At 64.3% G+C, this 13748-nt stretch carries 15 protein-coding genes; 9 read left to right on the top strand and 6 right to left on the bottom strand.

Annotated elements, in window-relative coordinates:
* Positions 1 to 30: 30 nt before the first annotated feature.
* From BLR66_RS18340 to BLR66_RS18325, 4 genes are all read left to right on the top strand, one after another.
* Complete coding sequence (locus tag BLR66_RS18340; protein WP_093290091.1) at positions 31 to 1398, top strand: glutamine synthetase family protein; 1368 nt, start codon at positions 31 to 33, stop codon at positions 1396 to 1398.
* 96 nt (positions 1399 to 1494) lie between these two features.
* Positions 1495 to 1923 carry a hypothetical protein gene (locus tag BLR66_RS18335; protein WP_176943962.1) on the top strand — a complete coding sequence of 143 codons (429 nt, stop codon included), beginning with the start codon at positions 1495 to 1497 and terminating at the stop codon, positions 1921 to 1923.
* 82 nt (positions 1924 to 2005) lie between these two features.
* Positions 2006 to 3403, top strand: coding sequence for an aldehyde dehydrogenase family protein (locus BLR66_RS18330; RefSeq protein WP_093290090.1), 1398 nt, complete (start codon positions 2006 to 2008; stop codon positions 3401 to 3403).
* A gap of 10 nt (positions 3404 to 3413) precedes the next feature.
* On the top strand, positions 3414 to 4574 hold the full coding sequence (locus BLR66_RS18325; RefSeq protein ID WP_093290089.1) for an iron-containing alcohol dehydrogenase: 1161 nt from the start codon (positions 3414 to 3416) through the stop codon (positions 4572 to 4574).
* 33 nt (positions 4575 to 4607) lie between these two features.
* On the opposite strand, the gene gorA is transcribed toward BLR66_RS18325, so the two are convergent.
* From gorA to BLR66_RS18315, 3 genes are all read right to left on the bottom strand, one after another.
* Positions 4608 to 5975 carry a glutathione-disulfide reductase gene (gene gorA / locus BLR66_RS18320; RefSeq protein WP_255402775.1) on the bottom strand — a complete coding sequence of 456 codons (1368 nt, stop codon included), beginning with the start codon at positions 5973 to 5975 and terminating at the stop codon, positions 4608 to 4610.
* Entirely contained in the window at positions 5972 to 7222 is a 1251-nt protein-coding gene (locus BLR66_RS19460; protein ID WP_255402774.1) for an NAD(P)/FAD-dependent oxidoreductase, read from the bottom strand. The genes gorA and BLR66_RS19460 overlap by 4 nt, the downstream gene beginning before the upstream one ends.
* Before the next feature lie 146 nt (positions 7223 to 7368).
* Positions 7369 to 7848, bottom strand: coding sequence for an FKBP-type peptidyl-prolyl cis-trans isomerase (locus BLR66_RS18315; protein ID WP_093290087.1), 480 nt, complete (start codon positions 7846 to 7848; stop codon positions 7369 to 7371).
* A 95-nt stretch (positions 7849 to 7943) separates the two neighbouring features.
* On the opposite strand from BLR66_RS18315, the gene BLR66_RS18310 reads away from it, so the two are divergent.
* Together BLR66_RS18310 and BLR66_RS18305 are read left to right on the top strand one after the other, a co-directional pair.
* Positions 7944 to 8525 carry a C40 family peptidase gene (locus tag BLR66_RS18310; RefSeq protein WP_093290086.1) on the top strand — a complete coding sequence of 194 codons (582 nt, stop codon included), beginning with the start codon at positions 7944 to 7946 and terminating at the stop codon, positions 8523 to 8525.
* Between the two features lie 201 nt (positions 8526 to 8726).
* A complete protein-coding gene (locus BLR66_RS18305) occupies positions 8727 to 9449 on the top strand; it encodes a C40 family peptidase (RefSeq protein WP_093290085.1) in 723 nt (240 codons plus the stop codon).
* A 36-nt stretch (positions 9450 to 9485) separates the two neighbouring features.
* Here the strand turns inward: BLR66_RS18305 and BLR66_RS18300 are convergent, their stop codons facing one another.
* A complete protein-coding gene (locus BLR66_RS18300; RefSeq protein ID WP_093290084.1) occupies positions 9486 to 10001 on the bottom strand; it encodes an acyl-CoA thioesterase in 516 nt (171 codons plus the stop codon).
* Positions 10002 to 10110: 109 nt separating this feature from the next.
* Here BLR66_RS18300 and BLR66_RS18295 point away from each other — a divergent pair, with 109 nt between their 5' ends.
* The 3 genes from BLR66_RS18295 to BLR66_RS18285 all read left to right on the top strand — a co-directional run bounded on the left by BLR66_RS18295 (position 10111) and on the right by BLR66_RS18285 (position 11941).
* Complete coding sequence (locus BLR66_RS18295) at positions 10111 to 10533, top strand: hypothetical protein (protein ID WP_093290083.1); 423 nt, start codon at positions 10111 to 10113, stop codon at positions 10531 to 10533.
* Between the two features lie 55 nt (positions 10534 to 10588).
* Positions 10589 to 11455, top strand: coding sequence for a bile acid:sodium symporter family protein (locus tag BLR66_RS18290; protein WP_093290082.1), 867 nt, complete (start codon positions 10589 to 10591; stop codon positions 11453 to 11455).
* 78 nt (positions 11456 to 11533) lie between these two features.
* Positions 11534 to 11941, top strand: coding sequence for a hypothetical protein (locus BLR66_RS18285; protein ID WP_093290081.1), 408 nt, complete (start codon positions 11534 to 11536; stop codon positions 11939 to 11941).
* 3 nt (positions 11942 to 11944) lie between these two features.
* Here the strand turns inward: BLR66_RS18285 and BLR66_RS18280 are convergent, their stop codons facing one another.
* Positions 11945 to 12367 (bottom strand): GNAT family N-acetyltransferase, encoded by a 423-nt coding sequence (locus BLR66_RS18280; RefSeq protein WP_093290080.1) that lies wholly within the window; start codon positions 12365 to 12367, stop codon positions 11945 to 11947.
* Positions 12354 to 13703, bottom strand: coding sequence for a dicarboxylate/amino acid:cation symporter (locus BLR66_RS18275; RefSeq protein WP_093290167.1), 1350 nt, complete (start codon positions 13701 to 13703; stop codon positions 12354 to 12356). The genes BLR66_RS18280 and BLR66_RS18275 overlap by 14 nt, the downstream gene beginning before the upstream one ends.
* Positions 13704 to 13748: the final 45 nt, after the last annotated feature.

The raw sequence follows: 13748 nt of genomic DNA, 5'->3' as shown, positions 1-13748 counted from the left end.
GCCGCATGCTTCCTACTCACGGAAACCGAAATGACCGCACCCTTTAGCTTCGCCGAACTCAAGCGCGCCGTCGCCAACGGCAGTATCGATACCGTGCTGGCCTGCATGGTCGACATGCAAGGCCGTCTGATCGGCAAGCGCTTCCAGGCCGAGTTCTTCATCGACAGCGCGCACGACGAAACCCATGGCTGCAATTACCTGCTGGCCGACGACATCGACATGGAACCGGTGCCCGGCTATGCCGCGGCAAGCTGGGATAAAGGCTACGGCGATTTCGCGCTCAAGCCCGACCTTGGAACCTTGCGCCGCATCCCTTGGCTGGAAGGCACGGCACTGGTTCTATGCGACGTGCTGGATCATGAGCACCACGACCTGCCGCACAGTCCGCGCGCCATCCTCAAGAAACAGATCGCGAGGCTGGCCGAACGCGGCTACGTGGGCATGTTCGCTTCGGAGCTGGAGTTCTACCTGTTCGACGAAAGCTACGTGGACATTCACGCACGCGACTATCGCAATCCGAAAACCGCCGGCTACTACATCGAGGACTACCACATCCTGCAGACCACGCGCGAGGAACCGGTGATGCGCGCCATGCGCAAGGGCATGCAGGCGGCGGGAATTCCGGTGGAGAACACCAAAGGCGAATGGGGCCCTGGCCAGGAAGAGATCAACGTGCGCTACGCCGAAGCGCTGGAAATGGCCGACCGCCACGCGATCATGAAGAACGGCTGCAAGGAGATCGCCATGCAGCACGGCAAGGCCATCACTTTCATGGCCAAGTGGCGCTACGACCTGGCCGGCTCCAGCAGCCATATCCACAACTCGCTGTGGAGCGCCAAGACCGGCAAGCCGCTGTTCCTGGACGCGAAGGCCGAGTACGGCATGTCCGAGCTGATGCGCGCCTGGGTGGCCGGACAGGTCAAGTACGCCCGCGACATCACCTGGTTCCTGGCGCCGTACATCAATTCCTACAAGCGATTCCAGGCCGGCACTTTCGCACCTACCAAGGCGGTGTGGAGCGTCGACAACCGCACCGCCGGCTTCCGTCTCTGCGGCGAAGGCGGCAAGGGCATCCGTATCGAATGCCGGATCGGCGGCGCCGACCTCAACCCCTATCTGGCCTATGCGGCTTTGATCGCAGCCGGTTTGGCCGGCATCGACGAGAAACTGAAATTGGGCAAGCCGTTCTCCGGCGATGCTTATGGCGGCGAGAAACTGCCGGAAGTATCCAAGACCCTGCGCGACGCCACCGATGCGTTACGTGGCTCGAAGATGTTGCGCAAGGCGCTGGGCGATGAAGTGATCGATCACTATGTGCATACGGCCGAATGGGAACAATCCGAATGCGATCGCCGGGTGACCGATTGGGAATTGCGGCGCGGATTCGAGAGGTATTGAAATCATCTCTCGCAGAAGGGACGTAAATCACGCCCCGCAGAGCTTTACTGCGACTTATGATGCTCCAAGGAAATAGTATTGTGGAGATCTGGGCAAATGATCTGGTTCGATGCGTCTTTGAACAAGCCAGCGGACGATAGAACGCTGCAACGCGGCATTGCGGCAATGCTCGGCGTAGCCGAAGAAAGCGTGGACGTCGTTTACAGCATTACGGAAATAGGGGCTGCTCCGGTGACGTGCGTGGTCGACAATTCAACCGCTGACCCGTACTCCCAGCTCATCACCCTCTATTTGCCAGATCCTTTACCAAGCCTCGATATTGTCGAGAGCGCCTCGCGTCTGGCGGCGGCGCTCGACCGGTCCTTGCTCCTGGCAAACGACGCAACGGCGGACCCTTACTCATTCGTGCATGTATCCAGTGCCGGACGGCAATCCGTTGTTCTGGTCGATCCTGACGAGCTCGACGGGAATGGCCGCCATGTCATCCGGGAACATGACACTTTGTCAGAGGCAAGTTCGACATGACATCCCGCCCGGGCGAGTGATCGCAGGACTGGAGGATGAACAACATCCGCGTAAGCAAGTTTCGTCCGTATTTGAGGATTGTATGAGCAACGAAGTAAAACTGGTTTCCCCCGTCGATGGACACGTCTACGCCGAACGCCACTATGCCAGCGACGAGACTGTGGGCGCAGCGCTTGAAGCCGCGGCACAGGCCCAGCGCGCATGGAAGAAAACCCCGTTGGAAGAACGCGCGCGCTACTGCACGGCGGCGGTGGAAGCCCTGCTGGCTATGCGCGAGGAAATCGCGCCCGAGATCGCCTGGCAGATGGGGCGCCCGGTGCGCTACGGCGCCGGCGAGTTGCGGGGCCTGGAGGAACGTGCGCACCACATGATCGCCATCGCCGCCGATGCATTGGCCGACATCGATTCTGGCGAGAAGGCCGGCTTCCGCCGCTTCGTGCGCCGCGAACCGCTGGGCACGGTCTTCGTGATCGCACCCTGGAATTATCCCTACCTCACTGCGGTGAATTCCATCATTCCTGCGCTGATGGCCGGCAACGCGGTGATCCTGAAGCACGCCACCCAGACCTTGCTGGTGGGCGAGCGCTTCGAGCGCGCGTTCCAGCAGGCCGGCCTGCCCGCAGGCCTGTTCCGCAACCTGCTGCTGGACCACGAACAATCCGCGCGCGTGATCGCCTCGGGCCGCGTGCAGCAGGTCAACTTCACCGGCTCGGTGGAAGGCGGACGCGCGATGGAGCGCGCTGCCAGCGGCCACTTTCTCGGGCTGGGCCTGGAGCTGGGCGGCAAGGATCCGGCCTATGTGCGCCACGACGCGGACCTGGACTTTACGGTGGAGAACCTGGTCGATGGCAGCTTCTTTAATTCCGGACAGAGTTGCTGCGGCATCGAACGCATCTACGTCGACCGCGGCGTATACCCGGAATTCGTGGAGCGCTTCACCGAACTGACCCGTTCCTACGTGCTGGGCAACCCGCTGGACGAAGCGACGACGCTTGGTCCGCTGGTCAAGGCCGCCAGCGCCGACTTCGTGCGCGGACAGATCGCCGATGCCATCGCCGGCGGCGCACGAGCGCTGATCGACGCCTCCACTTTCGGCGCCGACGCCATCGGCACGCCCTACCTCGCTCCGCAGGTGCTGATAGACGTCGATCACTCGATGTCGGTGATGCGCGAAGAAAGCTTCGGCCCCGTGGTCGGCATCATGCCGGTCGATGGCGATACGCAAGCTTTGCAATTGATGAACGACAGCCCCTATGGTCTGACCGCTTCGGTGTGGACCCGCGATCTGGAGGCCGCCGAACGCATCGGCGACGACATCGCCACCGGCACCGTGTACATGAACCGTTGCGACTACCTGGACCCATCGCTGGCCTGGACCGGCGTCAAACACACCGGACGCGGCGCCACCTTGTCGCGTGTGGGTTATGAAACCCTGACCCGCCCCAAATCCTTCCATCTACGCCACGCGATCACGAACTGAGAAACCACGCATGACCGTCCGCGCCAACTGGAACTACCCCACCTCGATCCGCTTCGGCGCAGGCCGCATCAGCGAACTGGCTGAAGTCTGCCTGGCCAACGGCATCCGCAAACCCTTGCTGGTGACCGACGCTGGCCTGGCCAACGCTCCGATCACCACCGACGCATTGGCGTCGTTGCGTGCCGCCGGACTGGATGCGTCCCTGTTTGCCGATCTGAAACCGAACCCGGTCGAAGCCAACCTCAACGCCGGTTTGCTGGCGTACCGCGACGGAGGCCACGACGGAGTGGTGGCCTTCGGCGGTGGCAGCGGGCTGGACACCGGCAAGCTGATCGCCTTCATGAGCGGGCAGTCGCGCCCGGTCTGGGACTACGAAGACATCGGCGATTGGTGGACCCGTGCCGATCCCGACGGCATCGCCCCCATCGTCGCCGTGCCCACCACCGCTGGCACCGGTTCGGAGGTCGGCCGCGCGGGCGTGCTGACCGACGAAAAGACCCATACCAAGAAAATTATTTTCCACCCGAAGATGATGCCCCGCGTGGTGATCTGCGACCCGGCGCTGACCGTGGGCATGCCCGCCAGGATCACCGCCGGCACCGGCATGGATGCGCTGTCGCATTGCCTGGAAGCCTATTGCGCGCCCGGCTATCACCCGATGGCCGACGGCATCGCGGTCGAAGGCATGCGTCTGGTCAAGCAGGCGTTGCCGCGCGTCTACGCGCAGCCCGCAGACATCGAGGCGCGCGGCGACATGATGGCCGCCGCGGCGATGGGAGCCACCGCATTCCAGAAGGGACTCGGCGGCATGCATGCGCTGTCGCATCCGGTCGGCGCGCTGTACGACACCCATCACGGCATGACCAACGCGGTGTTCATGCCCTACGTGCTGTCCTTCAACCGCAGCGCGGTCGAGGAACGCATCGAACGTCTGGCCGCCTACCTGCGGCTTCCGCGCCAGGATTTCACCGGCTTCCTGGATTTCATCCTCGAATTGCGCGCCTCGCTGGGCGTGCCGCATACGTTGGAGGAGTTCGGCGTGAACGGCGACCGTGCCGGGGAAATCGCGACGATGGCCGAAGCGGACCCGTCGGCGGGGGGCAATCCGGTGAAGTTCGACGCGGCGGCGGCGGGCAAGGTGTTCGATGCGGCGATGGCGGGGCGCATTTGATCCCTTCTTCCACTGGGAGAAGGAAAGCATGCCTCATCGCATCAACACCACTTCCTCAGCCGAAGTCGGATGGATCGCCATGGTGTCGTCCAGATCGCGCTTGACGATGCCTTTCTTCAAGGCCACCGCAAATCCCTGCAGCATTTCGTCCGCACCTTCTCCCAGCAGGTGAATGCCGATCACCCGTTCCTCTTCGCCCACGCACACCAGCTTGAACAGGCTGCGCTGCGGCGAATCGGCCAGCGCATGTAGCATCGGACGGAAACGGGCGCTGTAGGTCTTCACCCCCGTATCGCCATGGCGTTCACGCGCCTCGGTTTCGGTAAGGCCAACCATGCCCAACGGAGGATGCGCAAACACCACGGTGGCGATGTCGTCGTAATCCAGCCTGGCTTCGGGCTTGCCTCCGAACAGACGGTCCATCAGGCGGCGCGCGGCGGCGATGGCGACCGGCGTAAGCGCGAGCCGGCTGGAAACATCGCCTACCGCATGCACATTGGCGACGCTGGTGTCCTGGAATTCATCGACCACTACGAAACCTTCGCCATCGACGGTCACGCCGATATTCTCCAACCGGAGCTGCCGGCTGTTGGGCGTACGGCCGGTGGCGAAGATCACGCTGTCGAAAGGCTCGCTTACCTGTCCGTTGCAGGCATGCAACACCCGCTGTTCGCCCATCTGTTGCACTGAGGCCAATGGATGCGCGAAATGGCAATGGACGCCGTGTTGTCTGAGGTTCTCCGCCAGTTCGTCGGTCAACTCGTGATCGAAGGAATCGAGCAGGCGCGGCCCGCGTACGAACAATTCCACCTTGCTGCCCAACGCCTGCAGCACCCCGCCCAGTTCGACGGCGATATAACCACCGCCGATTATCGCGACGCGTTCCGGTGCGTCGCAGAGATTGAAGAAATCGTCGGAGATCAGCCCCAGCTCCGCCCCTGGAATGTCGGGACGCTTGGGCGCGCCGCCGGTGGCGATCAGCGCATGCGCGGCGGTGATGCGCAATCCCTGATGGGTTTCCACCGTGTGCGCGTCGAGGAAATGTCCGTAGCACGGCAGATGCACGATGCCTGCGGCATCCAGCCGCTTGCGGTAGCTGTCGTGGATTCCGGCGATGTAGCGCTGGCGATGGACGATGAATTCGCGCCAGTCCAGCTTGGGCGGCGGCAGGCCGAAACCCAGCCGCGAAGCCGTATCGATGCGCTGGGCCAGTTCGGCCGCCAGCCACATCGCCTTCTTCGGTACGCACCCCACATTGACGCAGGTGCCGCCGAACTCGCCAGGCTCCAATAACGCCACGCGCGCGCCATGCGCCGCGGCGCGGAAGGCGCCGGCCAGGCCACCGGAGCCGCCGCCGATCACCACCAGGTCGTAGTCGTAAGCCGCTTTGTCTCTGCTCACAGGAACCGCTCCAGGCGATAGGGCGCCGGATCGATCGCGGTGGCTCGCCCGGCGATCAGGTCGGCCATCAATTGCCCGCTGGCGGCGCTCATGCTGACGCCGAGCATGCCGTGCCCGGCGGCCAGCCACAGGTGACGATGGCGCGGCGCCCGCCCCAGTATCGGCAGATCGTCCCAGGTCATCGGCCGCCAGCCGTACCAGCGCTCCTGCACGGTGGCGCCTACGGGTTCGTGCAGATATTCGGCGGCGCCGCGTTCCAGTGCATTCAAGCGGGTGGCGTTCAAGCTCTCGTCGTAACCGGAAAACTCCATGGTGCTGCCCAGACGGAAACCGCTGTCCCATACCGTCACGCACACCTGACGGTCCTTCAGCACCATGGCGCGCCGGGGCACCAGGGAGGGACGCGAATAGGTGATCGAATAACCCTTGCCGGGCTGGATCGGCAGCTTGATTCCCAACGTGCGCGCCAACGCTGGCGACCAGGCGCCGAGCGCGATGACCGCCTCGCTGCCGCTGCGCGGACCCAGGTTCGTTCCCACGCTCACACCATTGGCCGAATCCTGCAGCGATTGGACCCGGCAATTTTCTTCGATCACGCCGCCGCGCTCCCGCATCGCCCTCGCCAGCTCCGCCACGTAGCGGTCCGGGCGCAGGCGCGCGTCGTCGGGGAACCGCACCGCGCCGGCGACGCCAGGTTTCAGCGCCGGCTCCTGGCGCAGATAGTCGGCGCCGTCGAATATCTCGCTGACGATTCCGAATTCGCGCAGCGCTTCGCATTCTTCCGCGTAGTGGTCGAACCTGGCCCGCTCCCGGAATACGTAATCGAGTCCTTCTTCCGCGAATTCGCACTGCAGCCCGTAACGTGCGACCCAGTCGCTCAGACGGGTACGCGAGTCGTTGAGGATCGCCGAGCGCGATTTCGTGCTCTGCCGCCAGTCCCTGGGGTTGCAGCGGGCGGCGAAATGCGCCAGCCAGCGCCACAGGGCCGGATCGAGCCGCGGTTTCAGGTAAAGCGGCGCATCGGGGGTCGACATCCAGCGCAGCCCCTGCGCGACCATGCCGGGAGCGGCCAGCGGCGGCGCATGGCTCGGCGTGATGGTGCCGCAGTTGCCGTGCGAGGCGCCGCTGCCGGCAGCGGCCGCTTCGAGCACGCGTACGCTCCGGCCGGCTTCGATCAACGCCAGCGCCGTGGCCAGGCCGATCACGCCGCCGCCGATGATTAGGACTTCGTCGCGTTGTGCAGTCATCGCCCTAGTCTATGGCAGCGACGGATCTGTATGCGCCGCGCGTCTTCATGCATGGCCGAACGACAGGAGCCGGAATCCTGCCACCGCCCGCCGGATACGAAGACGGCCCGCCTGGGCGAGCCGTCCGTATCGATCCGGAGTTTGTATCAGTGGTGGTGGCCGCCGTCGCCATGCACATGGCCGTGTTCCAGTTCCTCGGCGGTGGCTTCGCGCACTTCCACGATTTCCACGTCGAAATGCAGATCCTTGCCGGCCATCGGATGGTTCAGGTCGACATCGACCACGCTCATGCCGACTTTCTGGACGGTCACCGCGCGCGGGCCGAAGTTGGTCTGCAAGACCACCTGCATGCCGGGCTCGAGCTTCTGCGCGCCGAAATGCTTCTTGGGCACGCGCTGGCTCAGGCCGTCGCGCTTTTCGCCATAGGCATCGGCCGCGGCGACGTCCACGCCGAAGCTGGCGCCGGCTTCGCGATCCAGCATGGCCGTTTCCAGGCCCGGGATGATGTTGCCGTGGCCGTACAGGATGGCCAACGGTTCGCGGTCTTTGGAACTTTCCAGCGATTCCTGGCCCACCTCCGATACGGTGTAGTGGAAACGGACCACGCTGTCTTTTGCGATTTTCATGTTCGGCTCTGGCTGGGCTGCACCGCGCTTGACTGGGCGATCGCAGACGGGGGCGGCTTGTGGGCCGCAGGGGATTGCGGTCAATATTGCCCGCAATGAAGGCCGCGCATTATCCCGGCTTGCCGGGTCCCACGCCAGTTGCCGCCCGTAGCGCGGCAGGTCGCGGCGTCGCTTTCCGTGGTGCGGCCCTGCTTGTGCTTACGCTGCTGTTGGCCGCATGCGGCAAGGAGCAGGTGCGCCCCACCGCGCCCACCGGCGCAAGCCAGCGGCACTGGCCGCAGGTCAGGCCCGCCGATCCCCAGGCCGCCAATGCGGTGTTGATGCGGGCCATCGGCCTGGTGGGCACGCCTTATACCTATGGGGGAAATACCCCCGAATCGGGTTTCGATTGCAGCGGCCTGGTCGCCTACGTCTATCGCGACATGCTGGATCTGCGCCTGCCGCGCACCTCGCGCGAGCTTGCCGGCATTCAGGGGCCGCGGATCGCCCCGGAGAAGCTGGCCGCCGCCGATCTGGTGTTCTTCGGCAGCAAAGGCAACGTGAGCCACGTGGGTATTTACGTTGGCGAAGGGCGTTTCGTGCATGCGCCCAGCACCGGTGGGACGGTGCGGCTGGACCGGTTGGACGGCCCTTACTGGCGTGACCATTATTCCGGCGCCAAACGCGTACTGAACTGAAAATGTGACACAAATCGCGTTACGTTCACGGTTTTCTAACGAAATTTGAACCACGTGAAGGACTGATGACGGCATGATCGTTGCCTAATTCGCTACACAGAATTCCGCGTGACGACCGACGACCTGCAAAAAGGCCTGCCCGCCGCCCGCCGCCCCCTCCGGGGCGTGACCCTTACCCTCTTCTGTTCGGCCGCCTTTTGCATGGCGGCTTTTTCGGTCCAGGCCCAGACCGCGCCTGCGCCGACCCCACTGGAAAACGTCCCCGCCACCACTCTGGTCGCCGCCAGCGCCGATGCCGTGGTCGCCGATGCCGTCTCCAAGCCTGCGCCGGCCGTTGCCGAGAAAACCGCTTCCAGCGTCGTCCGCGACAAGGCCGCGCAAGCCGCCGCCGCTACCCTGACCGCCCTGCTGCCGCGCCTGGCTGCCAGCGACACCATGCCGATGCTGGACCGTTCGGCCATGTTCGCCGGCGACCTGAGCCGCCTGCTGGCCAATTACGACCTCAGCAACACCGGCGTGCTGGCCGCAAAGGAAGACGGCGGCAACGTGCAGACCGTACTCAAGCGCGCGCTGACCCTGCTGGGCACGCCGTACCGCTGGGGCGGCACTTCGCCCGACAGCGGCTTCGACTGCAGCGGTCTGGTCGGTTATGTCTTCCGCACCGCGCTGGGCATCGAGCTACCGCGCGTGTCGCGCGACATGGCCAGCAAGACCGACGCCGAACTGATCAAGAACCGCGACGAGCTGCGCCAGGGCGACCTGGTGTTCTTCGGCCGCAAGGGCCGGGTCAACCATGTGGGGATCTATGTCGGCGAAGGCCGCTTCCTGCACTCGCCCAGCACCGGCAAGGACGTGCGCGTGGACAGCCTGCTCACCGGCTACTGGAGCGCCAAGTTCATGCAGGCGCGCCGCGTTGCGATGTAACGCGTATACCCAGCTTCAATACTGTCCGAAGGCCGCCTAATCCGCGGCCTTCTTCGTTGTGGGCTGCTGATAGTGGGCGATGGTCTGTTCGATACCCTTGCTCAACTCCATCACCTTGATCGCATACTCGGACATGCGCCGGTCGTCGTCGGTCTCGGGCTTCCAGGAAGGCACCGGCATGGGCTTGCCTTCCACGCCATCCAGCGCCACGAACACGATGATGCAGTGGGTGCACAAACGGTTCTCCGCCTGGCTGGCGTCCAGCCCAGGATCGCGTGCGCGCACATCGACGGCGAAATGCATGCTGCTGGTGCCGGTGTAGACCAGGGTGGCCGTAACCGTGACCAGATCGCTGATGCGGATGGGTGCGACGAAGCGGATGCCGCCTACCGCCACGGTCACGCTGTAGTGGCCGCTCCAGCCCACCGCCGCGGCGTAGCCCACCTGATCGATCCACTTCATCACCACCCCGCCGTGCACCTTGCCGCCGTAGTTCACATCGGTGGGTTCGGCCAGGAAACGGAAAGTCAGTTCGCGTTGTTCGCCGCTCATGCATCGATCTCCCGCATCATTCTTGGTGCCAGATTGCAGCTTATCCGGTTGCAGGCCGCAAGGCTTGGCGTCATCCTGCGCGGCACGGGGTTCGGATGGGGATCGACCGATGTGGCGTACCTTGCTTGGCGTGGTGGTCGGCGTATTGGTGATGTGGCTGGTGGTGGCGGGCATCGAATTCGCCAGCCACCTGATCTATCCGCCTCCGGCCGGATTGGATCCCATGCAAACGGCCGACCTCGAGAAAATACTGGCCGCCTCGCCCTCGGCCGCATTGGCCATGGTGGTGCTGGCCTGGGTATTGGGCGCTTTCGCCGGCGGCTGGGTCGCCGCGCGGATCGCGAAGCATCCACGGGTCGCCGCGGTCCTGGTCGCGCTGGGCGTTATGGCAGGCGTGGCGGGAATGATTGCGATGATGCCTAACCATCCCCTCTGGATGAGCGTTCTGGGCATTCTGCTGCCGATACCGGCCGCGCTTGTCGCCGCGCGCCTGGCGAAGCAGCGCAACACACGCCCACCGACAACGGCTTGAGCATGCGCCCGCGATGCCGGCGGTAAAAGCTTCCGTCGCGCCGAGGAGATAGACGATGCAGGCTTCCTTGCTGACCAATTTGCTATTGCCGCTAGCCCTGGGCGTGATCATGCTGGGCCTGGGCATGGGGCTGACGCTGGACGATTTCCGCCGCGTCGCGCGCTATCCGCGGGCGGTGCTGACGGGCCTGATCCTGCAGGTGCTGATACTGCCTGCCGTGGCGTTCGCACTGGCGCTGGCTTTTGGCCTGCCGCCTGAACTGGCGGTGGGGCTGATGCTGCTGGCGGCATCGCCCGGCGGCGCCACCGCCAATATCTACAGCCACCTGGCGCGCGGCGATGTGGCGCTCAACATCACCCTGACCGCGATCAACAGCCTGCTCTGCCTGCTGACCCTGCCGTTGATCCTCAACCTGTCGCTGGAATATTTCCTTGGCGCCGGCCAGTACGTGCCGCCGCCGGTGCGCAAGGTGATCGAAGTCGCGGTAATCATCGTGTTCCCGGTCGTCATCGGCATGGTGGTGCGGGCGTACGCGCCGCGATTCGCCGCGCGCGTGGAAAACCCCCTGCGGCTGCTGTCGGTGCTGGTGCTGGTGTTGCTGGTGGCGGGCGCGGTGGCGCAGGAACGCGACACGCTGATAAGTTTCTTCGCGGTGGTGGGACTGGCGTGCCTGTCCTTCAACCTGATCAGCATGGGCGTGGGCTACGCCGCGCCCATCGCGCTGAAGTTGCCGCGGCGTCAGGCCATCGCCATCGCCATGGAGATCGGGATCCACAACGGCACCCTGGCCATCTTCATAGCGCTCAACGTGCTGGGCAACGCCAGAATCTCGGTGCCGGCCGCCGTCTACAGCCTGTTGATGTTCGCGACCGCGGCGGTGTTCGCTTTCACGCTCAATCGGCGGGCGCGGGAGCCTGCGTGAAAGCCTTGCCGGGCCAATGGGTTGCGAGTTCGTTTTAGTCGCGCCATGCTTGTAGTTCGAACCTAGGAGAACAATGCGATGGTACGCACAGTTTTGGGGACTTTCTCTGGCGCGCTGGTCGCCAGCCTGGCGCTGATCGGCTGCTGGTACGGCATAGCGCAGATCTACCCGCTGCCGACACACGCCGATTTCGCCACCAACGAATCGTTATCGGCTTACGCCGCGGCGACCCCCTCCTCCGCCTTGGCCTGCATCCTGGGCGCTTGGGCGCTGGCGGGACTGCTGGGCGGCTGGACGGCGGCAAGGATCTCGCATGCGCACCGCGGTGGCGCGGCGCTGGTGATCGGGGGTTTGCTGACGGCCACGGTGATCGTCTATGCCACGCTCATTCCCAACGCCGAATGGATGACCGTGGTCGGCGTGCTGCTGCCGATTCCGTTCGCGGTCCTGGCCGCGCTGATGGCGATGCCCCGCAACGAAATCTGAAAGTCATCTTCTGACGGTGTAGTCCATCCCTACCGAAACCGGACCGGCCTCGACGAATCCGTATTGGGCATACAGATGCCGCGCGTCGCCATCGGCGAACAAGGAAACATTGGAAGAATCCAGGGTGTGGACGCGCAGCCAGGCATCGAGCGCCGTCATGATGCGTTTGCCGAGCCCGCGCCGCTGGTATTCGGGCTGCACCGCTATGTCGACCACGACGAAGAAGCAACCGCCGTCGCCGATGATCCGGCCCATGCCTATGGTGTCGTCACCCTTCTTCAAGCTGACTCCATACAGCGTGTTCGCCAGCCCTCGCGCAGCCGCCTCCGCCGATTTTGGCGACAGCCCGGACACGCTGCGCAGGCGACGGTAGTCGTCCACGCCAGGGAAACGTTCCACCAGGACGATCTCTTCAAGCTCGCTCACGTAGTTTCTCCGGTGCCTTCAGGTCCTCGTCTTCGAGGCCGATGTTGGTAGGCGCCGCATCGTAGATCTTGCGGTCCAGCACCCCGGTCTCCTTCGCCACCAGCACCGGCACCAGCATCTGTCCGGTGACGTTGGTCATGGTGCGCATCATGTCCAGCACCCGGTCGATCGCATACAGATAGCCGATGGTTTCCAGCGGCAGGCCCGCAGCGCTCAGCACCACAGTTGCCATCACCACCGCCGTGCCGGGCACACCGGCGGTGCCGAAGCTGCCCAGCACCGAGGCGATCATCACGATGAAGTACTGGTCCGCGCTCAACGGATGTCCGGTGTATTGGGAAATGAACACCGCGCACAAAGCCGGATAGATCGCACCGCAACCGTCCATCTTGATGCTGGCGCCCAACGGCACCGCGAAAGAAGCGTAGTCCTTGTCGACACCCAGGTTGTGGGTGACGCTGCGGATGGAGGCCGGCATCGCCGCAAAACTCGATGAGCTGACGAACGCTACCTGCATGCCGGCCGCCGCGCCGCGGAAGAACTTGAGCGGGTTCAATCCATGCGCCAACAGCAAGCCGCTGTAGACGAAGACGATATGCAGGGCGCAGGCAAGGTACAGCGCGCCGACGAAGCTCAACAGCGGCAGCAGCTTTTCGAAGCCATAGGCGCCCACCAGCGCCGCGATCAGACCGAAGGTACCGATGGGGGTGACTTCGAGCACGAAGCGCGTGACCTGGATCATCACCTCGCTCGCTTCGCCGGCCAGCTTGCGCGCGCCGGCCACGCGTTCGCCCAGCTTCACCAGGGCGAAGCCCAGCAACATGGCGAAGAAGATCACCGGCAGGATCGAGCCCTTGCCTGCGGCCAGCACGGTTTCGCCGGCTGCGTTCTTCACCGTGCCGATGCCGGTCAGCGCCTGGAATGGATTGGAAGGCACCACATTCAGCAGCACTTGGATCGGACTGGGAACGTCCTTGGGCACATAGTTGGGATCGACCTGCAGCGTGGTCACGCCCACACCGGGCTGTATCACTATCCCCACCGCAAGGCCCACGCCCACCGCCAGCACGGCGGTGATCACGAACCACAGGAAGGTGCGTCCGCCCAGCGCGGCGACCGATTTCTGGCCGTGCAGGCTGGACACCGCATTGATCACCGCGAAGAACACCAGCGGTATGGCGATCATCTTGATCAGGGTGACGTACAGATCGCCCAGCGGACCGAACCAGGTTTCCGCCGAAGGCCCGAACGCCCAACCCGCCAGCGCGCCCAGCACGAAACCGGCGACCACGCGTTGCCAGAACGGGATTTTGAACCAGGCAGCCACTAGCTTCATTTCATCGGCCTGCAATAAACGTATGCGAACGATAGCCCAGCTGGT

This window comes from Pseudoxanthomonas sp. CF125 (genome assembly GCF_900104085.1).
In the GTDB taxonomy this organism is placed as follows: Bacteria; Pseudomonadota; Gammaproteobacteria; order Xanthomonadales; family Xanthomonadaceae; genus Pseudoxanthomonas_A.
Note: the sequence above shows the minus strand (reverse complement) of the source record. Positions and strands in the feature narration are given on the sequence as shown.